26 protein-coding genes and 1 other annotated feature are annotated in these 25,517 nt (G+C 46.3%); of the genes, 15 read left to right on the top strand and 11 right to left on the bottom strand.

The genetic code is table 11. From position 1 onward, the window contains the following. Positions 1 to 201 precede the first annotated feature (201 nt). From RRU94_RS17380 to RRU94_RS17370, 3 genes are all read left to right on the top strand, one after another. On the top strand, positions 202 to 363 hold the full coding sequence (locus tag RRU94_RS17380; protein WP_242232955.1) for a hypothetical protein: 162 nt from the start codon (positions 202 to 204) through the stop codon (positions 361 to 363). A 122-nt stretch (positions 364 to 485) separates the two neighbouring features. Beyond that, positions 486 to 1,163, top strand: a complete 678-nt coding sequence (locus tag RRU94_RS17375; RefSeq protein ID WP_315692119.1) for a hypothetical protein — start codon at positions 486 to 488, stop codon at positions 1,161 to 1,163. Positions 1,164 to 1,267: 104 nt separating this feature from the next. After that, positions 1,268 to 1,597 (top strand): hypothetical protein, encoded by a 330-nt coding sequence (locus tag RRU94_RS17370; protein ID WP_315692118.1) that lies wholly within the window; start codon positions 1,268 to 1,270, stop codon positions 1,595 to 1,597. A 100-nt stretch (positions 1,598 to 1,697) separates the two neighbouring features. Here RRU94_RS17370 and RRU94_RS17365 read toward each other — a convergent pair whose 3' ends face one another. From RRU94_RS17365 to RRU94_RS17355, 3 genes are all read right to left on the bottom strand, one after another. Continuing rightward, positions 1,698 to 2,939, bottom strand: coding sequence for a glutamate-5-semialdehyde dehydrogenase (locus RRU94_RS17365; RefSeq protein ID WP_315692117.1), 1,242 nt, complete (start codon positions 2,937 to 2,939; stop codon positions 1,698 to 1,700). Between the two features lie 11 nt (positions 2,940 to 2,950). Next, positions 2,951 to 4,066: a glutamate 5-kinase gene (gene proB / locus RRU94_RS17360; protein ID WP_251272343.1), complete on the bottom strand. Its 1,116-nt coding sequence runs from the start codon at positions 4,064 to 4,066 to the stop codon at positions 2,951 to 2,953. A 46-nt stretch (positions 4,067 to 4,112) separates the two neighbouring features. Continuing rightward, positions 4,113 to 4,320: a binding site (T-box leader), on the bottom strand. Positions 4,321 to 4,350: 30 nt separating this feature from the next. Continuing rightward, the gene (locus tag RRU94_RS17355) at positions 4,351 to 4,986 is read right to left on the bottom strand and encodes an NUDIX hydrolase (protein ID WP_315692116.1); all 636 of its coding nucleotides are present in this window, start codon (positions 4,984 to 4,986) and stop codon (positions 4,351 to 4,353) included. Positions 4,987 to 5,208: 222 nt separating this feature from the next. On the opposite strand from RRU94_RS17355, the gene RRU94_RS17350 reads away from it, so the two are divergent. Together RRU94_RS17350 and RRU94_RS17345 are read left to right on the top strand one after the other, a co-directional pair. Continuing rightward, positions 5,209 to 6,288 (top strand): branched-chain amino acid aminotransferase, encoded by a 1,080-nt coding sequence (locus tag RRU94_RS17350; protein ID WP_315692115.1) that lies wholly within the window; start codon positions 5,209 to 5,211, stop codon positions 6,286 to 6,288. 73 nt (positions 6,289 to 6,361) lie between these two features. Further along, positions 6,362 to 7,288: an MBL fold metallo-hydrolase gene (locus RRU94_RS17345; protein ID WP_315692114.1), complete on the top strand. Its 927-nt coding sequence runs from the start codon at positions 6,362 to 6,364 to the stop codon at positions 7,286 to 7,288. 82 nt (positions 7,289 to 7,370) lie between these two features. Here RRU94_RS17345 and RRU94_RS17340 read toward each other — a convergent pair whose 3' ends face one another. Next, positions 7,371 to 8,450: a tyrosine-type recombinase/integrase gene (locus tag RRU94_RS17340; RefSeq protein ID WP_315692113.1), complete on the bottom strand. Its 1,080-nt coding sequence runs from the start codon at positions 8,448 to 8,450 to the stop codon at positions 7,371 to 7,373. A gap of 181 nt (positions 8,451 to 8,631) precedes the next feature. Here RRU94_RS17340 and uvsE point away from each other — a divergent pair, with 181 nt between their 5' ends. After that, positions 8,632 to 9,510, top strand: a complete 879-nt coding sequence (gene uvsE / locus RRU94_RS17335) for a UV DNA damage repair endonuclease UvsE (RefSeq protein WP_315692112.1) — start codon at positions 8,632 to 8,634, stop codon at positions 9,508 to 9,510. A gap of 29 nt (positions 9,511 to 9,539) precedes the next feature. Here uvsE and RRU94_RS17330 read toward each other — a convergent pair whose 3' ends face one another. From RRU94_RS17330 to nagA, 4 genes are read right to left on the bottom strand one after another with little or no spacing between them, the layout of a single operon-like run. Further along, positions 9,540 to 10,274, bottom strand: coding sequence for an SIS domain-containing protein (locus RRU94_RS17330; RefSeq protein ID WP_410493051.1), 735 nt, complete (start codon positions 10,272 to 10,274; stop codon positions 9,540 to 9,542). A gap of 17 nt (positions 10,275 to 10,291) precedes the next feature. Further along, complete coding sequence (locus RRU94_RS17325) at positions 10,292 to 11,014, bottom strand: GntR family transcriptional regulator (RefSeq protein WP_315692110.1); 723 nt, start codon at positions 11,012 to 11,014, stop codon at positions 10,292 to 10,294. After that, positions 11,011 to 11,754 (bottom strand): glucosamine-6-phosphate deaminase, encoded by a 744-nt coding sequence (nagB, locus tag RRU94_RS17320; protein ID WP_315692109.1) that lies wholly within the window; start codon positions 11,752 to 11,754, stop codon positions 11,011 to 11,013. Before nagB ends, RRU94_RS17325 begins: the two co-directional genes overlap by 4 nt. Next, on the bottom strand, positions 11,751 to 12,920 hold the full coding sequence (gene nagA / locus RRU94_RS17315; RefSeq protein ID WP_315692108.1) for an N-acetylglucosamine-6-phosphate deacetylase: 1,170 nt from the start codon (positions 12,918 to 12,920) through the stop codon (positions 11,751 to 11,753). The genes nagB and nagA overlap by 4 nt, the downstream gene beginning before the upstream one ends. A 209-nt stretch (positions 12,921 to 13,129) precedes the next feature. On the opposite strand from nagA, the gene nagE reads away from it, so the two are divergent. The 3 genes from nagE (at position 13,130) to opuFB (ending at position 17,120) form a co-directional block, all read left to right on the top strand. Next, complete coding sequence (gene nagE, locus RRU94_RS17310; protein ID WP_315692107.1) at positions 13,130 to 14,572, top strand: N-acetylglucosamine-specific PTS transporter subunit IIBC; 1,443 nt, start codon at positions 13,130 to 13,132, stop codon at positions 14,570 to 14,572. Between the two features lie 98 nt (positions 14,573 to 14,670). Next, complete coding sequence (locus RRU94_RS17305; protein ID WP_315692106.1) at positions 14,671 to 15,606, top strand: ABC transporter ATP-binding protein; 936 nt, start codon at positions 14,671 to 14,673, stop codon at positions 15,604 to 15,606. Then, positions 15,603 to 17,120, top strand: a complete 1,518-nt coding sequence (gene opuFB, locus RRU94_RS17300) for an osmoprotectant update ABC transporter permease/substrate-binding subunit OpuFB (protein ID WP_315692105.1) — start codon at positions 15,603 to 15,605, stop codon at positions 17,118 to 17,120. Before RRU94_RS17305 ends, opuFB begins: the two co-directional genes overlap by 4 nt. A gap of 16 nt (positions 17,121 to 17,136) precedes the next feature. Here the strand turns inward: opuFB and RRU94_RS17295 are convergent, their stop codons facing one another. Further along, positions 17,137 to 18,057, bottom strand: coding sequence for a CHAD domain-containing protein (locus tag RRU94_RS17295; protein ID WP_315692104.1), 921 nt, complete (start codon positions 18,055 to 18,057; stop codon positions 17,137 to 17,139). 187 nt (positions 18,058 to 18,244) lie between these two features. On the opposite strand from RRU94_RS17295, the gene purT reads away from it, so the two are divergent. Then, on the top strand, positions 18,245 to 19,411 hold the full coding sequence (gene purT / locus RRU94_RS17290; RefSeq protein ID WP_315692103.1) for a formate-dependent phosphoribosylglycinamide formyltransferase: 1,167 nt from the start codon (positions 18,245 to 18,247) through the stop codon (positions 19,409 to 19,411). Between the two features lie 61 nt (positions 19,412 to 19,472). Here the strand turns inward: purT and RRU94_RS17285 are convergent, their stop codons facing one another. Then, positions 19,473 to 20,039 carry an SLOG family protein gene (locus RRU94_RS17285; RefSeq protein WP_315692102.1) on the bottom strand — a complete coding sequence of 189 codons (567 nt, stop codon included), beginning with the start codon at positions 20,037 to 20,039 and terminating at the stop codon, positions 19,473 to 19,475. A 74-nt stretch (positions 20,040 to 20,113) separates the two neighbouring features. Between RRU94_RS17285 and RRU94_RS17280 the strand changes: the two genes are divergently transcribed. Next, the gene (locus RRU94_RS17280; protein ID WP_315696028.1) at positions 20,114 to 21,991 is read left to right on the top strand and encodes an ABC-F family ATP-binding cassette domain-containing protein; all 1,878 of its coding nucleotides are present in this window, start codon (positions 20,114 to 20,116) and stop codon (positions 21,989 to 21,991) included. A 36-nt stretch (positions 21,992 to 22,027) separates the two neighbouring features. Here RRU94_RS17280 and RRU94_RS17275 read toward each other — a convergent pair whose 3' ends face one another. Then, entirely contained in the window at positions 22,028 to 22,711 is a 684-nt protein-coding gene (locus RRU94_RS17275; RefSeq protein ID WP_315692101.1) for a hypothetical protein, read from the bottom strand. Between the two features lie 193 nt (positions 22,712 to 22,904). On the opposite strand from RRU94_RS17275, the gene RRU94_RS17270 reads away from it, so the two are divergent. The 4 genes from RRU94_RS17270 to RRU94_RS17255 all read left to right on the top strand — a co-directional run bounded on the left by RRU94_RS17270 (position 22,905) and on the right by RRU94_RS17255 (position 25,239). Then, complete coding sequence (locus RRU94_RS17270; RefSeq protein WP_251272251.1) at positions 22,905 to 23,099, top strand: hypothetical protein; 195 nt, start codon at positions 22,905 to 22,907, stop codon at positions 23,097 to 23,099. Positions 23,100 to 23,306: 207 nt separating this feature from the next. Beyond that, a complete protein-coding gene (locus RRU94_RS17265; RefSeq protein ID WP_315696026.1) occupies positions 23,307 to 24,164 on the top strand; it encodes a GRP family sugar transporter in 858 nt (285 codons plus the stop codon). A 22-nt stretch (positions 24,165 to 24,186) separates the two neighbouring features. Further along, positions 24,187 to 24,972, top strand: coding sequence for a glucose-1-dehydrogenase (locus RRU94_RS17260; protein ID WP_315692100.1), 786 nt, complete (start codon positions 24,187 to 24,189; stop codon positions 24,970 to 24,972). An 87-nt stretch (positions 24,973 to 25,059) separates the two neighbouring features. Then, positions 25,060 to 25,239: a hypothetical protein gene (locus RRU94_RS17255; protein WP_315692099.1), complete on the top strand. Its 180-nt coding sequence runs from the start codon at positions 25,060 to 25,062 to the stop codon at positions 25,237 to 25,239. Positions 25,240 to 25,517: the final 278 nt, after the last annotated feature.

The raw sequence follows: 25,517 nt of genomic DNA, 5'->3' as shown, positions 1-25,517 counted from the left end.
TAATCTTTCAACACATAATTATACCGCTTTTTCATAGAAATGAAAAAGAAAGTTGAGAGGTACATCACTGCTCGGCTAAGCAGGATAGGTGATTGATAAATTTACAATCTTTAATAACATATTTACATATTCTTCATACTTGTACCGTATGATAGTAAGAGAAGCGGCATGACTATTTCCTAAATTGAAAGAGGTGCTTGAATGGGCAAAAGAAGAGGCATTGTCTTGATTGAACAAACTGAACGCAACAGCATGAACCGAAACAGGAAAAACCAAAGAAAGCTGCATCCGTTCAACCTTCAAAGACAGATGAACTCCATTTTTGTACCATTAAAAAAAGGTTACCGGCCGAATCCGCCTTGACTGGCAGGACCATCGGAATAGTAAAAATCATCCATTTCCCCTCTATTATTATCGTATTACTTTTCTTCAAAACAAAAAACAAGTATAGTGTGAGGTAACAACATATGAGGAGGAGCTACATAATGAAGAAAGCAACAGGTTTCATGGGAGCCGCTTTACTGGCTGGAGGACTTCTTGCCGGCTGTTCAGCTGATTCGGAGAATGCATCACCAGAGGAAAACGAAAACACAGCCGAAGAAACAACAACGGCGCCTCAGGAAGAAGCAGAGCAAACTGAGCAGCAGACCGAGCAGCAAGAAACGGAAACAACAACAGAAACAGAAACAGAAACAACAACAGACTCAGAGCAAGCAGCAGATGAAGCGGCCAGCGATGCCAAAACGGCAGCTGATAATGCAGCCCAGTCAACTGAAAAAGCCGTTGAGGAAGCGGATCAAGCTACACAGGGTGTACAGGATGAAGCAAGCAAAGCTGCCGATACGGTAAAAGAAAAAGCAGCTGATGCCGGCGCAGCCGTTGAACAGGGCGCAAGCGACGCGAAAGAACAAGCCGAAACAGCTACAGAAAATGCGACGGAAGAAGTGACCGAAACGGTGCAGGGAAAAGAAGCAACGGGGACATTTAACGGCGTAGCCGATCCGCATACAGTAGAAATTGAAGTAGACGGCGTACCAAACGCTTATCAAGTAGAAGCTGAAAGTGAAACGATGAAAAAATTTGAATCAATGGAACCTGGCCAAAGTGTGACATTTGTTTATGAAAAAAACGGTGAACAGCTTGTTATTAATGAGGTAAAATAAAGTGGAAAGCGCATCAAAACATGATGCGCTTTTCTCGTTTAAAAGGGGCAGGCAAAGGGAAGAAAAAACTATAAGAAAGCAAGGACTATAGGGGGATGGGAGATATGAATACATCTGGAATGCTTCGCGGGTATTTGGCTAAAGTAATGGATCAGGAAAGCTTCTTTTTTCACGTGATCAACTGCATGGAAAAGCAGCTGGCAGACTGGGATTATGATACGCTTCTTTTATTCAATTGGGACAAACGGGAGGATTATGTTTCTGGTTTGTTTATTATAGACGGCTTCTCCCACTCTTTTACGGTAACAAAGCAAATGCTGAAGGAGCTTCAGGCAGAAGCACCTTATGCACTTGATTGCGTAATATGGGAAGCGCTTGTAGAAGATGGATTGATTTTAAAACAAAGCAACTATATTGACAAAGCATTTATGTGAAAAGCGGCGGATTTTTCCGCCGCTCAAGAGCGTAGACAAAGTAAGAAAGCGGGCGTTTGCGGGCAGCCTAAAGCGGCGAGAGAAATCTCTCGCCGCTTTTTTATTGACGTATTTGCCCGGATCCGCGAACAAGGGATTTTACGGTTGTAATGGCCGTCAGCCCCATCGGACCACGCGCGTGCAGTTTTTGGGTGCTGATGCCAATCTCCGCTCCATAACCGAATTGTTCTCCGTCCGTAAAACGGGTAGACGCATTTCGGTATAAAACCGCTGCATCGATTCCACGGAAAAATAAATCCGCACTTTCTTCATTGTCCGTCACAATCGCTTCTGAATGCTTTGTGCCGTAACGGTTAATATGGGACACCGCTTCTTTTGTACTGTCAACGAGCTTTGCGGACAGTGTCATAGCCAAGTATTCCTGGCCCCAATCTTCTTCGGATGCTTCTTTTATATACTCATAGGAATGGGTCAGGTTATCATCGCCCCGCACTTCTACGCCGGCTCCCTGAAGAGCCGCAAACAATTCGCGCTGATAAGGCCAGTTTCGATGAACAAGCAGACTTTCCGCTGCGTTACAAACAGAAGGACGGTGTGTTTTCGCATTTAACGCGATATCGATAGCCATGTTCTTCTGAGCCGACTCATCAATGAAAATGTGGCAGTTGCCAACCCCTGTCTCAAGAACAGGAACGGTTGCCTGTTCAATCACCGATTGAATGAGGCCGGCGCCGCCCCGCGGGATTAATACATCTAGATATTCATTCAGCTTAAACATTTGAGCTGCAGTGGAGCGGCTTGTATCTTCTAAAAGCTGAATCGCATCTGCGGAAAGAGCAGACTGCTCGAGCGCTTTTTTCATCACTGAAACGAGCGCTTTATTGGATTCGAGTGCAGAAGTGCTGCCGCGGAGCAGAACGGCATTGCCTGCTTTTAAGCAAAGAGTAGCTGCGTCAACCGTTACATTTGGACGTGCTTCATATACCATGCCGACCACGCCGAGCGGCACTCGGACTGTTTGGATCTCAAGGCCATGCTCAGTCGTCCACGATTCGACTGTTTCACCAATTGGGTCATTTAGCTTCGTCAGCTGGCGCACCGCTTCAGCAATAGCAGTTAAACGCTCTTCCGTCAGCTGAAGCCGATCCAGCAGAGAATCGGTAAAGCCGGCTTCGCGTCCAGCAGCCATATCCTGCTCATTTGCCGCTAAAATGTAAGGGGTCTGTTCAATTAAAGCATCCGCAATCAGCAGAAGTGCCTCGTCTTTTTCGGCTGTTGATTTCATTGCCATATCAAAAGATGCTTCTTTCAACAGTGCTGCTTTTTGTAATAGTTCACTCATGTTTTCCACTCCTAGCTCTCATTTTTTAATGTTACCCAGTTATCGCGGTGGATCACCTCAGCCCGTTCGTTAATGGAATAGGCTTTTGCTTCAGGACCGGGCAGGCCTTTTACTTTTTCTAAATCAACCGATGAGTAAAAGACCTGGCCGCGGCCGAGTAATTCACCGCTTTGGCTGCGTATATCTACTACATCCAATGCGTCAAACAAGCCTTCTACAGCCAGAATGCCGACAGGAAGAAGACTTTTGCCGCCTTTTAACACTGCTTTTTCGGCTCCTGCATCTACCGTAACCGTTCCGGCCGGCTTGGCATGAAGAGCGAGCCACTGTTTTTTTCGCTGCATATGCGGCTGCATTGGTGAGCCGATATAGGTGCCGGCCCCTTTTCCTTCAATAATATCAAGCAGCTTTCGTTCGCCGGTTCCGTTGCCAATAAAAACAGAAACGCCAAGAGACTGGGCTTTGTCTGCAGCGAGCAATTTTGATTTCATGCCGCCGGTACCGACAGACGAGCCGCTTCCGCCCGCTGCCTGAAGCATTTCTTCCGTAATAGACGGAACAAAGTTAAACCGTTTTGCATTTGGATTTGTTTTCGGATTGCTGTCATATAAGCCATCAATATCCGTTAAAATCACCAGGCCGTCCGCCTGCAGGAAGCCGCTGACAAGTGCCGAAAGCATATCATTGTCTCCGTACGTTAACTCCTCAATCGAAATAGAGTCGTTTTCGTTGATGATCGGCACAGCCCCGCGGCTTAACAGTTCACTCATCGACGTGTAGAAATTTTGAAACCGTCCTTTTGAATAAAAATCGCCTTTTGTAAGCAGCATCTGGGCGGTTGTAATGCCTTTTGGCGACAAGTGGGCAATATACCGCTGAATCAATAAGCTTTGTCCGACAGCCGCCGAGGCCTGGCGTGCGGCCATTACTTTCGGCCGCGCGGGGTAGCCAAGCGCCCGAAAGCCAGCTGCTACAGCACCAGAGGACACAACAATGACTTCGTGTCCTGCTTGCTTCATCGCCGCAATCGCAGATGTGTGATCTGCGATTTTTTCTTCCATAATGTTCCCGCTGTCATCTGTTAAAGAACTGCTGCCAATTTTTACGACAATACGTTGCTTTTTCATCGATTATCTCATCCTTTTCCATAAAAAAAAGCATACCGAATCGTCCATAAAGGACGGGTATGCTTTCCGTGGTACCACCTTTTTTGACGCAAAACTGCGCCCACTCTGCATCCATAACGGGGAAGACCGGCTTATGTTTTCATAAGCAATGTTGGCTAGGGCAGGTTCTACAGTGCTTTTCCGCAGGAGCTTTTCAGCCGATGAACTCCCTCTCTAATCCGGCAACTGTCTGTATACTAATCCCATCATTTTGATATATTTGTTTTTATTATCGTATATTCTAACTATTTGTCAAGCATATGTGGGTGAGAACGCAAGATATCAAGGAAATGCTTTAAAATTCGTGCGGTCAGCCCCCATATAATCCGGTCCTCGTAAAGATAAAAATATTCTTCCATTCTTTTCGTCTGCCAGTCATAGTTCTCTCCCTGTGCAATTAAATGATAGGGAAAATTTTCCTCAGGCTCCGGCTTAAGTGCCACATAATGAAGCTCCGGCTCCGTTTGCAGCAAAAAGGAAAGCGGTACAGTAAATATTTCACCGACCTCCGCTTCGTTCAGCTGCATACGAGATACGTCAATGAGGCCGGCATAACTGTAAATGACTGTCCCAAATGGCGAAATCATGTAATCAAGAGGAAACAGGATTTCTATATGTTCTGCCGGAATTCCCAGCTCTTCCTGGGTTTCACGAATGGCTGCATGAGCGGGGCTTTCATCACTTTGATCGATTTTGCCGCCTGGAAAGCAAATTTCACCTGGCTGCCGCCGCATAAAAAGGGAACGGACTTCAAAAAGCACATGCAGTTCGCCGTTTTTTTGAATAAGCGGCAGCAAGACCGAAAACTTGACTAGATTTTCTCCGCCCAATATATCCGGAATTCTTTCTCCGAACAAGGCTCTTAGTTTCTTTATATTCATTTAACCAGCTCCATTTTTCTTTCAAGACCCTGATGAGCCGGCCATGATGCCCACAGGCACATCAGTTCACCTTTTCTTTCTTATCTATTATAGTAGAAAGCAGCGCATATTGAAAAAATTTGATTTTATAGTGTGAAAATATTCTAAAAAATTGTATGATAGAAGAAGTACATACATCAGCCCCTGTGCTGACGAATTTTTACACATGAGGAGTCCTTGAAGATGACACAAGAATTAACCGTACAATTAGCTGACACAAAAAGAGAAAAACCGGATCAATCCAACCTTGGATTCGGCCGTTTTTTTACCGACCATATGTTTATGATGGATTATACGGAAGGCAGAGGATGGCATGATGCGCGCATCGTTCCATATCAGCCGATTACCCTTGACCCGTCGGCTATGGTGTTCCATTATGGACAAACGGTATTCGAAGGAATGAAGGCGTATTTGACGGATGAAGGAAAAGTCTTTTTATTCCGCCCGGAGAAAAACATGGAACGCTTAAACCGCTCCAATGAACGCCTTTGCATTCCGCAAATCGATGGTGACTTTGTGATTGACGGGTTAAAAAAGCTGATTGAGGTAGACCAGGAATGGATTCCGACAACGGAAGGTACATCTTTATATGTTCGTCCATTTATTGTGGCCACAGAACCGTTTTTAGGTGTTGCTCCATCGAAAAACTATATTTTCATGATTATCATGTCGCCGGTTGGCTCGTATTACAAAGAAGGAATTGCGCCGGTTAAAATTCTCGTGGAAAATGAATTTGTCCGCGCGGTAAAGGGCGGAACAGGTGAAGCGAAAACAGGCGGAAACTATGCATCCAGCTTAAAAGCGCAGGAAGCAGCAACCGGAAAAGAATACTCACAAGTGCTCTGGCTTGATGGTGTAGAGAAAAAATACATCGAAGAAGTGGGCAGCATGAACGTATTCTTGAAAATTGACGGGGAAGTGGTGACACCTGCGCTAAACGGCAGCATTTTGCACGGGGTAACTCGCGACTCAGTCATTCAGCTTTTAAAACACTGGAATGTCCCGGTTTCAGAACGACGTATCTCAATCGATGAAGTCGCACAGGCTTACCGTGATGGGAAATTGGAAGAAGCCTTTGGAACAGGCACCGCTGCTGTTATTTCTCCAATTGGTGAATTTTTATGGGGAGAAGAAAAAATGGTGCTGAACGGCGGCCAGACAGGTGAATTGTCAAAACGTATTTACGATACAATTACAGGCATTCAAAAAGGCAAGATCAAAGACGAGTTTGGATGGGTAACGGAAGTTCCCGTTTCAAAATAATTCCTATACTTGTACGGATGGAACGAACTGCTCCCTGGGGCAGTTCGTTTCGTTTCAAAAGGAGGCAAAAAAAATGATGGCGGTTTCATTGGGATTTGACTTATCGTTAATTGATTTACACGATTCCGGGTTTGAAGAGCGGACGAGCTGCTATGTCTTTCATGAGCCGAAAAAAGCAATTATTGAAACAAGTGCCAGCCCTTCTATTCCGTTTTTACTCGAGGGATTAAAGGAACTACACATTCAGCCTGAAGAAATCGACTATGTGATCGTCACGCATATTCATCTTGATCATACAGGCGGCGCCGGCTTGTTTTTGCAATCCTGCCCGAATGCAAAATTGGTTGTGCATCCGAAAGGCGCCCGCCACCTGGCAGACCCGAGCCGGCTGATTGCCAGTGCAAAAATGGTATATGGAGAAGCGTTCGATGAATTATTCGATCCGATCGTGCCGGTACCAAAAGAACGAATCATCCAAATGGAAGACGGAGGCGAGCTGGATCTTGGCGGCCGCATTCTTCGATTTCTTCATACACCAGGGCATGCGAACCATCACTTTTCCATCTGGGATGAAAAATCGGCTGGAATGTTTACTGGCGACACAGCAGGTATTCAATATGCCCAGCTTAAAAACAAAGAAACCGAGCTTTTTATGCCGACTACCTCACCGAATCAATTTGACCCGCATTTGATGAAGCAGTCTATCGATAAAATGATGGCCTTTCATCCGCAACGATTTTTCTTCAGTCATTATGGAATGAACGATCAGCCGAAGCAAGCTGCAAACATGGTCTTGGACTGGCTTGATGTGTATATGCAGATTTTGAAAAAAAGCAGCACAGTCGAAGAGATCGAAACAGTACTCATGCAAAAAGTTCGCGAACAGCTCGAACGGGACGGAGTTGAAAATGATCATCCAGTTTATGAACTGCTTGCTATTGATCTCAATGTCAGCGCTCAAGGAATGATCCATTATAAGGAAAAACAGCACTCGAAATGAGTGCTGTTTTTATTTGCATCGAGACGGGTAGTTATTCATCTAACTGTTTCTCGATGCACGAGAAATCGAATCTCAAGCATGCTTAAAAACGGATATTTTGGAGGTGATGATGCATGCGATCTTCTTGAATTCGTTCTAAATAAAGATTGGTAATGGAAATATCTGAATGGCCTGCCAGATCTTTTACAACGGCGAGTGGAACATCCTGTTCAAGCAAATTTGTGACAAATGTGTGCCGGAACCAGTGAGGGCTGACATCAGGCCGGCTTCCGGCAGCTTCGACGGCTTTTTTTACAAGCTTGTACAAAGCGGCGTAGGAAAGTCTTTTTTTATCCGCATGTATATTGGTTTTATTGTACAGAGCATAAAAAAGCGGCTCGGCTGAATGGGACTGAAGTTCGGTTGTTTCGCCGCATACACTTCGATAATGAAAAAGAAGAGACTCGGTTTCTCTCATAATCGGAAGAGTCCGTTCTTTTCCGCCTTTTCCTATCACATCCACCAACAAATCACCCTGCCGGCTGCGCCGGAAACTCCCCCAATTTAACCCGATCAATTCGGAAGCGCGGATGCCGAGTGTCAACAGCATCATTCCGATCAGCCGGTTGCGGGCTTCCATCGCTTCTGCATTTTTTGTTGTTTTAATCGTTTTGGCAAAACAATCGATAATATAGCGTGCTTCCTGTGAAGACAGCTCGCGCATGACGGTCCGGTTTTCGCCTGTTTCCGCTGTATGTCCTTTTTGAATGCGCGGTTTTTGAATCCAAACCGACAGCTGGGCAGTATAAAAATGCGTATGAAAGCCGAATTCAAGAAAACGGCGGAAAAATTCTAGTTTTCTCAGGGCGCTTTTTGGCTTATATGTACTAATAATAAACCGATTAAAGGCTTTTACTTCCGGGAAGCCAATCGCACGGAACTCAAGATTATGGTGAGAAAGATAAGAAAGAAGTGTTTTCGCATCACTTCGATACGCCTTGATCGTGTGCGGAGAAAACGTCCGATTTTCTTTTAAAAGGCCGATCGCAAAAAAATACTCTAAAAATTCTTCGTCTGTACAGTGGGCAAGAGACAAGTTGCGCTCTTCATCAAGCATATGCTCTTTGGATTGAAGCAGCTGCAAAAACGCTTCGTGTGACGTCAAAATCGCCGGCAGATTCATGTTTTTCAGTCCTTTACCGTAAAATAATTATGTATACTCCATATAATCTATAGTTATCTTTACTTCTAGTATAGCCGATTCTTTCTTGCAGGAAAAGCCTGAATTCATGTATAGTGAAGCGGTTCATCCCCGGGCGGTTAGGGAAAAGATAAAGAAACGAAACCAAAAAAGGAGTTCATCTATGCGAATCGGATATGCTTGTATCAATATGTCGATGCCATCCAAATTTAAAACGTGCCGGCTGAAAACAGCCGAAACAGAAGGAATGGCCAAAATAAAAGAACTGGCGCTTCATAACTTAAATGAAACATTGGAAATCATTAAATGGAATGTGGCTAACCGGATTTATTTTTACCGGATGAGCAGCAACCTCATACCGCTTGCCACCCATCCAGTAATGACATGGGAGTGGGGGAAAGATGAAGATGTTTTAAAAATTACTGATGAAATCAAGGAACTGGCAGCTGAATACGATGTTCGTTTGTCGGTTCATCCAGGCCAGTATACGTTGATCAATTCTCCTAACGAGGAAGTGGTGCAAAAGTCGATTTTAGACTTGATTCACCATCAGGAACTCTTAGATCTTACCGGCGGACGCGATATGATTTTGCATGTCGGCGGTGCATATGGAGATAAGGAATCAGCAAAGGAACGTTTTGCCGAAACGTTTAAGCAGCTTCCAGAAGCGATCAAACAAACGATGCGGATTGAAAATGATGATAAAATTTTTACGATCCATGATGTGCTGGATGTGTGCGGCGAAACCGGTGCAGCGGCTTGTTTTGATATTCATCATCATGCATGTAACCATGAAGAAGACGCGAAAATTGACGAAGTAATCCAGCGTGCCATCGACACGTGGCAGCATAAAGAAATCCCGCCGAAAATGCATATCAGCTCCGGACGGGACGGAAAAACAGATCGTGCCCATCATAATTATATTTTAGAAGATGACTGGCGCTATTTTATCGAGCATTTGCCGGATTCATCCATTGATGTGATGGTGGAAGCAAAAATGAAGGAGCTCGCCGTGCTCCAAATACGGGAACAGTACCGTTAAAAAAACGCTCTTCCGCAGGGAAGGGCGTTTTAACGAAGCAGAGGAATCCGTTCTTTATATTGTTCAACAAGCATGCGGTTATGTTCATCGGCATCCGGCAGATTGCCGCTTAAAAAAATCGGCGGCTCCAATCCGCGTTCAATCATTTTGGCAATCACGGAAGCCATAATGCCATTTAACAGAGCGGCACTGAGCAGGGTGGACGCCGGCCCGAACGGTGCTGGCGCTTTTTTGTCTGATAACAGCGCATCTCCATAAGGAGCGCTGTTATCAATGACAAGATCCGCGGCATCACGCAGGGTCGTTCCTTCCTCGTGCCGGGTCTGGGCTCTTCGGGAATATTCTAAGGAAGTAATGGCAATTGTTTTCACGCCTGCTTTTTGACCGCGAAGCAGAATGTCGATCGGAACTGGATTAATGCCCGATGTAGATACGACAATCAGCACATCTTCCGGCCGAATATCGAGTTTATCCTCCAAAGAAGCGATATAGCCATTTTGGCGTTCAAATGTCGAAGAGCGTACGGCTCCTTTATGGAGCATGACGTCTTCTAAAAAAATCGGCTGAATGCAGGCGAGTCCTCCAGCCCGGTAAAACAGCTCTTCTGCCAGCATATGCGAATGCCCGCAGCCGAATACGTGAACAATTCCGCCGCGCCGGACACTTTTTACAATCCATTCAGCGGCAATATCCGCCTGGCTTGTTTGTTTGTGCGCTGCATCAACAAGCATATCCGCGACTCTGTGAACATATTTTAAGTACATCATCGTATCCCGCTCCTTTACCGGTTTATGTCGATCGTGAACTTGTAGCGGTCCGCGCGGTAGGATGACTTCACATATTCAAGGGGTGTACCGTCTTTTAAGAAGGTATGCCGTTCAATCAGCAAAACAGGCGCTCCTTTTGGCACAAGCAGATGCGGCCGCTCTGCTTCGCTGACGATCGCAGACTCCATTGATTGAACGGCGCGCCCAATTTCAAGTCCGAGTTCTTCTTCTATATGGTGGTAAAGAGAAGCCGTAATAATGGCTTCGCTTAAGCCTTTGATTAAGTTGGCGGACATGTATACGGTCTCCAAAGCCATTGGCACTTCATCGGCCAGCCGGATTCGTTTGATTTCATACACAGGCGCATGTTCAGCGAGCGACAGCCGGTCTGCCACTTTTTTGTCCGCCGGCACAATTTCAAATGTAAGCAGTGTACTGCCAGGGACCATTCCCCGTGCTTTCATATCTTCGGTAAAACTCGTGAGTCCAGAAAGGTTTTGTTCTAATTTTTGTTCTGCCACAAACGTGCCGCGGCCTTTTTGCCGGTACAGCAGCCCCTCGTTCACGAGATTTGTAATGGCCTGCCGTACGGTCATCCGGCTGACATCAAGCTGTTCGGCATACTCCCGTTCAGAAGGAATAAGGTCACCAGGCTGTAATTCACCCGTATCGATTTGCTGACGAATCACATGTTCAAGCTGATAGTAGATCGGTACAGGCGAGCGTTTGTCAATCATATCGTTCTTCCTTCCATATTCGACAATGAAAGCGCTTCACTGTCTGCTATTATTGTAACACATGGGTGCTGGTGCAGTACAGACGCAGGGAAATCCTCTGAGATATTTCCTGAAAACAAGTGTGCGACTGCTTCTGCTTTTCGCAAGCCGGAGGCAAGCAAAAGAATCTCACGGCTTTTCATAATAGACGCAATCCCCATTGTAATCGCCTGCTTCGGCACTGCTTCTGCCGACTGGAAAAACCGGGCGTTTGCCTGCCGGGTGGACTCGGCTAATGTCGTCACATGGGTGATTTGATCGAAGGATGTGCCTGGCTCGTTAAAACCGATATGCCCATTTTCGCCGATGCCGAGCACCTGCACACCGATTTCTTTTTTGTTAATGAGCGCTTCATACCGGGTACACTCATTTTCTAAAAGAGCCGCTTCTCCATTAGGTATATGGATATTTTCCAACGGGATATCAACGTGCCGAAAAAAGGTTTCCTGCATAAAAGAATGATAGCTGTTCGGATCGGACGGCGGCAGCCCGATATATTCATCTAAATTAAAGGTCGTCACGTGCTGAAAGGAAATGCCTTCATTTTGATGCGCGGAAATTAACTGCTCATACATCCCTTTTGGGGTAGATCCTGTTGCCAAGCCGATAACAGGAGCGGGAAGCTCTTTGATCTTTTTTATTAAAATATCTGCGGCTTGTTTGCTCATCGCTTCATAATCGGGAACACGGATGATCTTCATTTTTCCCTCTCCTTTTCAAATGCCACAACGCCGCGGCAAATCGTTTTTTGTACACAAAACTGTCCATCGTACACGACAAGGTCAGCGTCTTTTCCTGGTGCAATACTTCCTTTTCGCTCAAACAGCCGTACCTGCTTTGCTGGATTTTCAGCGGTCATTTTAACAATGTCCCGTATCGTGCAGTCCGTAAACTTCCGCATGTTTTGAATGGCTGCCTGCATAGATAACGTGCTGCCGGCGAGGGTACCGTCCCCAAGAACAGCTCTTCCGTTTTGAACGGTGACCGCCTGTCCGCCAAGATCATACTCTCCGTCCGGTACGCCTTTAGCACGCATAGAATCCGTAATCAATATGGTCCGGTCGGCTGTTTTTTGTTCAAAAGCAAGACGCACCATCTGCGGATGGATATGAATGCCGTCTACGATCATTTCCACATAAAGGCCGCTGTGAAGCAAGGCGCCGCCGGCAGTACCGGGTTCACGGTGGTGCATGCCCCGCATTCCGTTATAAAGATGGGTAATATGGGTCAGTCCGGCTTCGGCCGCTCTGCAAAGCTCATCAAATGCAGCATCGGTATGGCCGGCGGATGCGGTAACGCCTGATTTTGTTAAATAAGCGACAAGGTCCATTCCGTATTTTTCTTCCGGTGCCAGTGTAACGAGGCGGATCTTTTCACCGGAGAGGGTATTCCATTTTTGAAATTGCTCTACATCCGGCTGTTGAATCGCTTCACGCGGCTGGGCGCCAGGGTGTTTTGGAGAAATAAAAGGACCTTCTAAATGAATACCGGCTATTTCCGCTTCACCCGGCTTCTGTTCGTAATGTGAAAAGCAGTCCAGCGCTTGTTCAATCGCTTCTTTTGCTTGTGTCATAGTCGTCGCCAAAAAAGTGGTTGTGCCTTCAGACGGAAGATACGCCGCCATTTTATGCAGCGAAGCCTGTGTGGCATCCATTGTATCGGCACCGGCTGCACCGTGAATATGAATATCAACTGCTCCAGGCAGAATCATGGACTCAGCAGAAGTGGAAACAGACGGCATGTCAGATGGACACGCTGACAAGGGGCCTGCAGCAGCAATTTTCCCATCTGTTATATGAACAAACCCGGGAGAAAATACTTCGTTTTCTGCATAAACGGAGCCGCCTTTTATCACATATTCCTTCATTTTACAGCACCTCATTTTGTATATGTTTAGTTTTAGTGTAACCGAGTGAAAACTAGTTGTCTATACCAATTGGCAGATGTAGTCTCAAAATTTACGGGGTTATACTTTTGAAATTTCATTTATTGGTATAGACAACTATACTTTAAGCATGATAAAGTGCTGTTAACGAAACCGTTTTCTAATTTACTTTTTAAGGGGGATGGATATTCATGATGAAATATCTGCAAAATATCGGCCGTTCGTTAATGCTGCCGGTAGCTGTACTTCCGGCTGCCGCGATTTTGATGGGAATCGGCTACTGGATTGATCCGGCCGGGTGGGGAGCAGATAATGCGGCCGCCGCTTTCTTAATTAAAGCGGGATCGTCCATTATTGATAATATGGCGATTTTGTTTGCGGTCGGGGTTGCCCTTGGCATGTCAAAAGACAAAGACGGGTCGGCAGCGCTAAGCGGGCTGGTTGCTTATCTCGTAGTCACCACACTCCTGTCAACCGATTCGGTGGCCATGCTGCAAGGGACGGACCCTGAAAACGTCAATGCGGCATTTGGCAAAATCGGCAATCAGTTTATCGGTATTTTGTCTGGTATTGTGGCTTCTATGATGTATAACCGGTTTAGTCATGTGCAGCTTCATGATGCGCTTGCTTTTTTCAGCGGCAAACGTCTCGTCCCGATTATGACGGCGGTAGCGATGCTTGTTATCTCCGGTATATTGTTTTTTGTCTGGCCTGTTATCTTTACAGCGCTCGTCTCATTCGGAACAGCGATCAGCAAGCTTGATTTTGTCGGTGCCGGCTTGTATGGCTTTTTCAACCGCCTCCTAATTCCAACCGGCCTTCATCATGCGCTAAACTCTGTTTTCTGGTTTGATGTGGCCGGCATTAATGACATCGGCAATTTTTGGTCAGGAACGGGTGAGAAAGGCGTGACCGGCATGTACCAGGCGGGCTTTTTCCCGGTAATGATGTTCGGCCTTCCGGCTGCCGCGCTGGCGATGTACCATACAGCCAAAACAAAACGGAAAAAGCAGGCTGCGTCTCTATTGCTTGCGGCTGGCTTCGCATCCTTTTTCACCGGTGTGACAGAACCGCTGGAATTTTCATTTATGTTTTTAGCACCGGCACTATATGTCGTGCATGCGGCATTGACCGGGCTGTCTCTTGCTGCAGCCGCGTTTTTCCACTGGACCGCAGGCTTCGGATTTAGTGCCGGGCTTGTTGATTTTGTGCTCAGTTCAAGGCTTCCGCTCGCCAATATGCCATATATGCTGCTTTTGCAGGGTCTTGTCTTTGGCCTGATTTATTACGTGATGTTCCGATTTTTAATTCAAAAGTTCAATTTGAAAACACCGGGGCGAGAAGAAGAAACAGCACAAACTGAAGATAATAATCCGGGCAGCCGCTTTGAGAAAATGGCTGCTGTCATTTACGAAGGGCTTGGCGGTGACGCCAATGTTGTTTCTGTTGATAACTGTGTGACCCGTCTGCGCGTTGAAGTCAGAGATATGAAGGCGGTAGATGAAGCAAAAATCAAATCAACCGGTGTGCCGGGCACCCATATTGTAGGCCCAAACAGCATTCAAGTCATTGTCGGCACGAATGTACAGTTTGTAGCGGATGAAGTTGCCCGTATACGAAATAAGCGATCATAAAGAAGCCGCCCTCGGGCGGCTTTTTCTTTTTATTTTAATAAGCAGGGAATAGCTCAAAACAGGAATGGGTAAAAGGAAGGGGAATGGAGAGTGAGAATATGATTCAATTTGAGCAAGTGGAAAAGAAATATCCGGACGGCACCTACGCTGTCCGAAAGCTAGACTTAACGATCGAAAAAGGAGAATTTTTTGTTTTAATCGGCCCAAGTGGATGCGGAAAAACGACCACGCTTAAAATGATCAACCGGCTGATTCCGATTTCAGGCGGAACACTGCGGATAGACGGGCGGAAAATCAGTGAGTTTAATATTCATGAACTGCGCTGGAATATCGGTTATGTCCTTCAGCAGATTGCCCTGTTTCCCCATATGACGATTGCAGAAAACATTGCAGTCGTGCCGGAAATGCGTAAATGGGACCGGGGCAAAATCAGCCGCCGTGTGGACGAGCTTCTCCAGATGGTCGGGCTTGAACCCGCTGTATACCGGAACCGGAAACCAGCTGAGCTTTCAGGCGGGCAGCAGCAGCGTATCGGTGTCGTTCGGGCTCTCGCAGCTGATCCTGAAATCGTATTAATGGATGAACCGTTCAGTGCACTGGACCCGATCAGCCGTGAAAAATTACAGGATGACCTTCTCACTCTTCAGCGCGGCATTCAAAAAACGATTGTATTTGTCACGCATGATATGAAAGAAGCCGTAAAGCTTGGCGACCGGATTTGTTTGATGAAAGACGGGCGTATTGTCCAAACAGGGACGCCGGAACACATTATGAGCCGGCCGGCCAATGAATTTGTGGAAAGCTTTGTTGGATTACACCGCGGTGGCGAAAGCCGGCCGGTTCGAGACATCATAGCCGCTTTTCCAGCCGGACCAGCAGCCGGCGCAAGAATTGAAAGCAGCGAAACGGTTTCAAAAGCCCTTCGTCTGCTGGCCGAATCTGATGCCCTGACGGTATACGAAGCCGGCCGGCCAATCGGCACGATTACCCATCGGACTATCGTTCAATTTCTTGGCAGTGAGGTGCAGTCATGAATCGGCTGAGAGATGTTTTTGGAGAGCGGCGCGATGAATTGCTCGCAGCCCTGTTTGAACATATCCATATTTCTTTTATAGCTCTTTTTATCGCCGTACTGATTGCCATTCCGCTCGGCATTTATTTAACAAGAAAACAGCGGGTGGCTGAGAGTATTATTGGGGTTACCGCTGTACTGCAGACCGTCCCCTCTCTTGCCCTGCTTGGTTTGCTTATTCCTCTTTTTGGAATTGGTAAAGTGCCGGCCATTATAGCTCTCGTTGTTTATGCACTGCTGCCCATTTTAAGAAATACATACACGGGAATCAAAGAAGTAGACCCATCTTTGATTGAAGCAGCACGGGGTATGGGCATGAATCAAAAACGCCGGCTTTTAAAAGTTGAACTGCCCCTGGCCATGCCGGTTATCATGGCGGGGATTCGAACGGCAATGGTGCTGATTATCGGAACGGCGACGCTTGCCGCATTGATTGGTGCCGGCGGCCTGGGAGATATCATCCTGCTCGGCATTGACCGAAACAATCCTTCTCTTATTGTACTCGGTGCAGTACCGGCTGCGCTGCTTGCTATTTTATTCGATGTTCTCCTGCGCCGGTTAGAAAGGCTGTCTTTTCGAAAAGCGGGGATTTTACTCGGTTTATTCCTGGCGACAGCACTGGTCATCATGCTCATCCCGCTTTTTGGACGCCAGGACAAAGAAATTGTAATTGGGGCAAAGCTCGGGGCGGAACCTGAAATCTTAATCAATATGTATAAGCTATTAATTGAGCAGGAAACTGATCTAACAGTCGAATTAAAACCGGGACTGGGCAAAACATCTTTTGTCTTTAATGCGCTCAAATCCGGAAGCATTGACTTGTATCCAGAGTTCACGGGCACCGCTATTTCCGAGTTTTTAAAGGAAACAGCCGAAAGTACAGATTCACGCGAAGTGTATGAGCAGGCGAAAGAAGGCATGAATAAACAGTTTGATATGGAGATGCTGGAGCCGATGCAGTATAACAATACGTATGCACTGGCGATCCCTTCTTCATTGGCAGAACAACATAACATTAAAATTATTTCCGATTTAAAACAAATCGAAAACCAGATCAAGGCCGGCTTTACACTCGAGTTTTCAGACAGGGAAGATGGTTATCTGGGTATTCAAAAATTATACGACATCGATTTTCCGTCCGTTGTGACCATGGAGCCGAAGCTTCGTTACCAGGCGCTCCAAAACGGAGAAATCAATTTAATTGATGCGTATTCAACAGATAGCGAGCTGCAAGTGTATAACCTAACCGTTTTGGAAGATGATCAAAACCTTTTCCCCCCTTATCAGGGAGCCCCACTGTTAAGAAAAGAAACAGCAAAGAAATATCCAGAGCTTGTTGAGTCGCTGAACAAGCTGGCCGGCCGGATCAGTGATCAAGAAATGCGGACAATGAATGTGGAAGTCAATGTGAAAAACCAATCTGCAGAACAAACGGCACGTGCGTTTTTGCAGCAGGAAGGCTTATTGAAAGAATAATCCAAAACCCGGACAGTCAGCCTGTCCGGTTTTTGTGAGGTGCCAGCTCTACTTCCTCTAGAAGCACTTTTAGTCGGTTTTGCCATCTTTTTTCAACAGAAGCCATTTCTTCTTCGGATGCATCCAGCTTGTTTTTATAACGGTCCAGCTTATTCAGCCAGTCCTGCACATCGTTAATCTCGCCAAACTGGCTTTGAATGTCTTTATAATGTTTTTCTTTTTTTGAAAAGTCCTGTCCCATCAGGCCGCCGAGCTCTGCGTACATATAGCGGAGCGCTTTAGATTGAATCCGCACTTTATGAAGCGCTTTAATGGATTCAGGTGCTCGTTTCCCATAAGCATCCACAGACTGCTCGTATTGCTCCACTTTTTCGTTAAATTGGTTTTCAAACAAAAGAATCTGCGCCTCCGGGTCAATCGATAATGCGTAAAAAGGCAGTTCCTCTGCAGCAAAAGCTGACAGCCGGCGGCTCGCTTTTTCGATTAATGGGGGCAGGCTTTGCTGCAGCTTTTTTTGCAGCTTTTTTCGTTTTTTACGCACCTTTTTAAAAAGCTGCTGGTGAACCTTATCGTTTCGGCTCTTAAATGCCTCTAAAAACACATCGGCTTCACGCACCGGGTTAAGCAAAGAATGGATGTTTTTTAACACTTTTATAACAGAATGATTTTTAGGTACGTTTAAAAATTGAAGCAAAGCCATGATTTTTCTTCCCATTACCCGAGCTTGATGAGCCGCTTCGATATCACCCGTTTTTAAGCATTTATGGCATAAATGCAAATACCGGCTGACCCGCTTTTGAAACCATGATTCCCATTGCGCCAGCCGCCAGTCGTTTCCTTCATCCAGGCATTCGCTGCACATAAAGTGCTGTTTGATCGGTATTAAAGACTGCTCGTTTTCACATAACAGGCATGTATTTGTATCACTCTGTATCATTCCGTCACCCGCTTTCTTATTCTGTTTTCTGTTTTCCCTCTTTTTCAAAAAGTTAACGCGTTCCATCAGGCGAATAATTTATTGTCATTCAGATTAATATGTTCGTTATTTGCATGTTATAATGGATTTGAAAACAGAAAAAGAAGAGAAAAAGCCACAAATGGCGGATGTTAAGGAGAAAATGAAAATGACTGTATTAAAAACAAAAACGATTATGATGCTCGGATCGGGAGAATTGGGTAAAGAAGTGGTAATTGAAGCACAGCGGCTTGGCGTAAAAACGATTGCGGTAGACCGTTATGCGCAGGCGCCCGCCATGCAGGTCGCTCATTCCTCCCATGTAATCAATATGCTGGACGGGGCAGCGCTGCGTGCGTTGATTGAACAGGAAAAACCCGACTTTATTATTCCAGAAATCGAAGCCATTGCAACTGAGACACTGATCGAGCTGGAGGAAGAAGGATATCATGTGGTGCCAACAGCCAAAGCGGCCAATTTAACGATGGACCGCGAAGGAATTCGCCGTCTTGCCAGCGAAACACTGGAACTGCCTACCGCAAAATATGCGTTTGCCAATACGCTTGAAGAGTTGCAAGAAGCGGCAGAGGAGATCGGTACACCATGTGTGATCAAGCCAATTATGAGTTCATCCGGCAAGGGCCAGAGCGTCTGCCGCTCAAAAGAAGAGATAGAGTCTTCCTGGAATATCGCGCTTGAAGGAGGGCGGGCAAAAAAAACACGGGTCATTGTAGAAGAGTTTATTACGTTTGAATCTGAAATTACACTGTTAACCGTCCGTTCCGTTTCCGGTACAACCTTCTGTGCGCCAATCGGCCATATTCAAGAAGACGGCGATTATATCGAATCATGGCAGCCGCATAACATGACGGAGAGCCAGATTGCAGAAGCAGAAGCGATTGCTCAAAAAATAACAGATGCGCTTGGCGGTTACGGCTTATTTGGTGTGGAGCTGTTTATTACCGAAAACGGCATTTACTTTAGCGAGGTATCACCGCGTCCGCACGATACAGGAATGGTGACCATGGTAACCCAGGATTTATCTGAATTCGCCATCCACATCCGGGCTGTCCTTGGTTTTCCAATTCCGGGTATCCGTCTTCTTTCACCTGGTGCCAGTCGTACGATTAAAGCTTGGGAAGAGCAGTCTTCTTATGAAATTAAAGGGGTTGAAAAAGCACTGGCAGCGCCCGACACGCAGGTGCGTGTGTTTGGAAAGCCAGAAACAAAAAAAGGCCGCCGCATGGCTGTTGTGCTAAACAGTGCTGAAACGGTCGAGCAAGCGCGTGAACAGGCAGAGGCCGCTGCCGCTCATATTACAGTGGAATACGAATAAAACGATGCATTCAAAAAAGGAACCTAAACCAGGTTCCTTTTTTATGAAGCATGCTGCCGATTTAATAAAAGTCAGTACGATCCCGCTCCTGCAGCTCTTCCGCTGCTGTCTGCAGGTCATACATCGTGATCATGAAAACAGCATAATCGCCTCGTTCCGTTCGTTTATCCGCTGCTGCTTTTAAAAACTTGGGCGACCCTTCTTTTTCTTCATCGTAAACGAGCAGAAGCGCGTCCGTATTGTCGAGTGAAAACTCATCTCTCGCTTTGAATTGCCAGGGCCCTATGTACGGCTTTTTAGATACGGCATCTACAAAATCGGCCTGTTCGATAATGCTGTTATAGTAATCCTGCCGTTCTTCCTTCCAATTTTTCTCCTGCTCTAAAAAAGGGGTTAGAACACCGAGCTTTAAGTCCGGAAACTCTTCTTTCAAGGAAAAAACCACTTCCGCTCCCCACAGCTCCACGCCGGGCTGTCCGCCGATAATCACCCACTGGAGCCCCTCGTCAAGAAGCGTACGCAGCCGCCCCTCAAGCGCAAGTTTGATCACGGAAATGCCGGGGTGTTTTTGATCCCATATGCCAAGCTCATGGCTTTTGTAGCCGGAGAGCAAAATCGTTTTAACCAATTCAACCACCTCGGGTCCATTATACAGGGAAGAATGGTAAAATGAAAAAAGACCAGCATGAAAAGGGGAAAACCATGAACGTTTTTACAATGGAAGGCGTAACAAAAACAGTAGGGGAAAAAGAGCTGTTTCAGCATATTTCTTTTTCGATCACAGAAGGAGATAAAATTGGTATTCTCGGTATCAATGGAACTGGTAAAACAACACTTTTAAACGTGATTGCCGGCCTGGATGACTGGGACGAAGGGAAAAAGGATCATCCGAATGACTATTCAATTTCATATTTGTCTCAAAATCCGGATTTTGATGAGAATATGACCATTATGGATTATTTATATGCCAGCCAATCACCGGTTTTTTCGGCGATTAAAGAGTATGAGCGGGCGCTTCTTCGGCTGCAGGAAAATGCCGAAGACGAATCGGTGCAGCAGGAGCTTATGAAGCAGCAGCAGCGAATGGATGATCTGGGCGCATGGGATACAAGCGCGGAAGCCAAAACAATCTTAACAAAGCTGGGCCTGCCGAATTTTGGGCAAAAGCTGTCTGAACTGTCTGGCGGCCAGAAAAAGCGGGCTGCTCTTGCTAAAACGCTCATTGAAACACCGGATTTGCTTATTTTGGATGAGCCGACGAACCACTTGGACTATGACAGTATTAAATGGCTTCAGGAATACTTGAAGAAATCGCAGAAAGCGGTGCTGTTTGTCACGCATGACCGGTATTTTCTCGATGCGGTCGCGGATAAAATTTGGGAGCTTGAGCGCGGAAAGTTGTATGAGTACAAAGGCAATTATGCAGACTTCCTCGAAGCAAAAGCCATTCGGGAAGAAAACGAGACGCTTGAGCAGGGGAAAAAAGAAAGCTTGTTTAAAAAAGAGCTTGCCTGGATGCGCAAAGGGGCCAAAGCACGCACAACCAAACAAAAAGCCCGTATTCAGCGCTTTGAAGTCCTGGATGCGGAAGTGAAACAGAAGCACAGCAGCGAAGCCCTTCAAATGGACCTTGGCGGCGCCCGTCTTGGCAAAAAAGTGCTCGAGCTTCAAAACATTCAAAAATCTTTTGGCAGCCAGGCGATTTTAACCGATTTTTCCTTTTTGTTTAAGCGGGGGGACCGGATTGGAATTGTCGGACGCAACGGCAGCGGGAAATCCACACTGCTTAATATTATCGCAGGGCGGGAGACGGTAGATGCCGGCAGTCTGGACCAGGGGCAGACCGTGAAAATCGGCTACTATACGCAGGAAAATGAAGACATGGACGAAAGCATGCGGATGATTGAGTACATCCGGGAAACAGCCGAATCAATTCAGCTTAAAGACGGCAGCTTCGTTTCGGCCGCACAGATGCTGGAAAAGTTTTTGTTCCCTATGCATACGCATGGCACATTGATCCGAAAGCTTTCAGGCGGGGAAAAGCGGCGCCTTTATTTATTAAATATTTTAATGTCCGCACCAAACGTTCTTTTATTAGACGAACCGACGAATGATCTCGACACGCAGACCCTGACAATTTTAGAAGACTATCTGGAACACTTTTCGGGTGTTGTTGTAACGGTATCCCATGACCGCTATTTCCTTGATAAAGTGTGTCACCAGCTGCTTGTTTTCAAAGGACAGGGTACGGTTGATTTTTACTATGGAAGCTATTCTGAGTTTCTTGAGGAAAAGCAGGAGACACCTGCTGAAGAAGCGAAGCCAAAAGTGGCAGCTGCACCGCCGCGCCCGGAACGAAAAAAGAAAATGTCGTATTCGGAAACACGCGAGTGGGAAACGATTGAGGATGACATGGAAGCTGCGGAGCAGCGGCTGGCGGCCATCTCGGAGGAAATGGCGACTGCGGGCAGTGATTTTGAAAAATTAAATCTGTTAATGGCCGAAGAAACAGAACTCAAAGAAAAGCTTGACCACATGCTGGAAAGATGGGAATACTTAGCAGAAAAAGCAGGCGAATAATCAAAAGGCTTCCGGTTGTCCGGAAGCCTTTTTGTATTAACGGGTAATTGTAGCACTCCAGCTGCCGCCGCCGCGGTCACAGGTGAATTGTCCGGAAGCCGTTCTGCCGTCTGCAGACATTGTACCTCTGTAATCACAGTTGTTTCCGTCGCTGCTGTTTCGTCTTTGAATGCGGACGTTGTTTCCTTGCAGCGTAATCGTTAAAACAGCGGTAACAGGCGTTTGACCGGGCTGTGTCCATCTTGCATCAAAGATGTTGCTGTTTCCGCGCCGTGTCCATACCCCGCGCCAGGCGCCTTCCTGCTCATCCCATCTCCGGCCGAGACGGTCCCGATCGGGCTGCCGTTCAATCACTGCACTCCACGTGCCGCCGCCGCGGTTACAAATAAATTGTCCGCTGGCTGTCCGCCCGCCAGCACCGAAAGTTCCCGTGTAGTTACAGTTGTTTCCATCACTGCTGTTGCGCCGCAAAATAAAAACAAAGGAACCCTGTGTATAAATCGTCAGTACTGCTGTAATATCAGCCTGGCCCGCCTGAGACCAGCGCCCATCAAATACATTACTGTTTCCACGCCGCGTCCAGACGGCCCGCCAGGCACCTTCTTGAACAATCCAGCGCCGCCCTAATCTGTCTGGCTGCCCCTGCGCGCTGATCACGTCAGCTGGAACATCTTCATAAGGCATCATGCCATAAAAACCGTAATAAGGATGCCAATACATATCGTTTCTCCTCCGCTCATTAAAATTGAATCCTGCTCTTCATCATATGTACCAGCAGGGTAATGTGTCCGTGCGACCGTGTAGAACAAAGAAAAGCAATCGACAAAACATGCCAAAAAAATCGGTTGTCGTTTGACACGCTTTTCTTTCGCAGAACGGTATGATAAAAAGAAAAAAAGGGTGCGTGGAAAAAATGAATCGAAACATAAACTGGTGCTGCAGCAAATGCCAAAAGCCTATTCTGGCGAATGACTTAATTGCCTGGACGAAAAAAGAAACGCTTGTTCATTTAATTTGTGATGCTTCACAGCTGATGGAAGGCGTGCACTATATTGGCCGGGCTGAGCAGGTTATGAATGATGAAACATCAGATCAACGGCACGCCTAAACCGCTGGTGCATAGCAAGGATCTCCTTCTTTACAGGGTTTTGTATACGCTTTCATAATGATATGGGTCTGCCGATTACGCTTAGTTTAAGACTAAGCGTTTTTTTGCGTATAATCGTTTTCCATTGGACAAAAGCTATCTTCTGTATAGATAGAACGCTCATAACCGTAGATGTCCAACAACAGAAGAACTGAGGGACTTAGAATGATAACGATTTTAATTGCACTTCTTCCTGCTTTGACATGGGGAAGTATCGTACTGGTGAGCGTAAAATTAGGCGGCGATTCTCATAGCCAGACTCTCGGCATTACCATTGGAGCGCTTGTTTTTGCTTTCGGTATGTATTTGTGGGCCCAGCCTTCCGTGAATACAACCGCTTGGATGGCGGGTGTTGTCTCCGGCCTTTTCTGGGCGGTTGGCCAGAAAAACCAGCTCGGCAGTGTACCGCATCTTGGCGTTTCAAAAGCAGTGCCGATTTCTACTGGTATGCAGCTGGCCGCCACGACTCTTTTTGGCGTTATTGTCTTTAAAGAGTGGACGACCGCTACAGCGGTTTTACTGGGGATTATATCGATCGTATTGATTATCACAGGGGTCGTGCTGACATCGATTACAGGAGGCGGAGAAGACCCGAGTAAAGAATCGGGCAGCCGGCGAAAAGGGCTGCTTCTGCTGCTCATCTCAACAGCGGGCTACCTGCTCTACGTTGTGATCATCCGCTGGTTTAACATCGACAGCTGGGCCGCTATTCTGCCTCAAGCAATCGGGATGTTTATCGGTGCCGTGCTGCTGACGCTTAAACATAAGCCTTTTAACAAATATGCTCTACGCAATACTTTGTCTGGCATCCTTTGGGGCATTGGCAATCTCGGACTGCTTTTGTCTGTACCTAGGATCGGCGTGGCCACCAGCTTCTCCTTGTCTCAAACAGGTGTCATTATTTCAACACTGGGCGGCATTTTTTTATTAGGAGAAAAGAAAACGAAAAAACAGCTTGTCCTTGTGCTGGCAGGCTGCCTGCTTATTGCAGCCGGCGGCGTGCTCGTCGGTTTTACAAAAATATAATATGACTAAAGGAGGAAGAAGCATGTATCCTGACTTAAAAGGAAAATCAGTGGTGATTACCGGCGCTTCTTCAGGACTGGGCCGGGCGATGGCTGTCCGCTTTGGACGTGAAGGCGCGAAGGTGGCAGTAAATTATTATCAAAATGAAGAGGACGGAAAAAAAGTAGCCCAGGAAGTGCAGCAAGCGGGCGGGGAAGCGATTTGGCTGCAGGGAGATGTATCAAAGGAGCAGGATGTAAAAGCTTTGATCGCAAAAACAGCAGAAGCGTTCGGCTCTATTGATATCATGATTAACAACGCCGGCATTGAAAATGAGGTTCCATCCGAAAAGCTGAGCCTCGATGATTGGAACAAAGTAATTGATACGAACTTAACAGGCATGTTTCTCGGCTGCCGCGAAGCGATCTCTTACATGCTTGATCACGGGATTAAAGGAAATGTCATTAATATGTCCAGTGTTCATGAAGTGATTCCATGGCCACATTTTGTGCATTATGCGGCTAGTAAAGGCGGCGTGAACATGCTGACGCAGACATTGGCGCTTGAATATGCCCCGAAAGGCATCCGTGTAAACAGTATCGGGCCTGGAGCGATTGATACGCCGATTAATGCCGAAAAATTTTCGGACCCGAAGGCAAAAGCAGACGTCGAATCTCTCATTCCAATGGGTTATATCGGAAAGCCGGAAGAAATCGCGGCTGCTGCCGCCTGGCTTGCTTCTTCAGAATCAAGCTACGTAACAGGTATCACGCTTTTTGCCGACGGAGGCATGACGAAGTATCCCGGTTTTCAAGCGGGCAGAGGCTGAACCCAATAAAGCTGCTTTCCTAGAAAGGAAAGCAGCTTTATGACGTAAAGATAATGGGAGCAATTCAACAAGCTGCTGACAGATGAATTGGCGTTTAAGCGGACAGCGCGCGAATGGTACCATGGAGAGCTTGAAATTGCCATTGAAATCCCTTCCAGTGATTTGGAAGGCAGCGCTGAGAAAGTGGTTGAAATGGAATTAAAAAGCGGCCGCAGCATTTTTGTGATTGCTGTAGAAGATATTATTATACAATGTCCAGTTTCCTGAAGACCATGAAGATTATCAATGACCATACCAAATGTTTTTGCTGCACAGGGATGATTTAATCGATCACGAGTACGTAAAACAAGAATCGCTTAAAACAAAAACAAATAAATGGATCCAGGACTGGATAAAAACTGAAACGTAAAATTTGTCTTTTTTCTCATTATTAAAAGTTTACTTCTTAAATGAGAAAAAAAGATATTCAACTTTCTATAATAAATATTATGTTAACTTTGAAAAAATTCAAATAGAACAATAAGTCATTCCCTCAAGTTTTTATA

Origin of the sequence: Domibacillus sp. DTU_2020_1001157_1_SI_ALB_TIR_016 (genome assembly GCF_032341995.1) — a bacterium.
GTDB classification, from domain to species: domain Bacteria; phylum Bacillota; class Bacilli; order Bacillales; family Domibacillaceae; genus Domibacillus; species Domibacillus indicus_A.
This window is presented reverse-complemented; position numbering and strand designations above follow the sequence as displayed.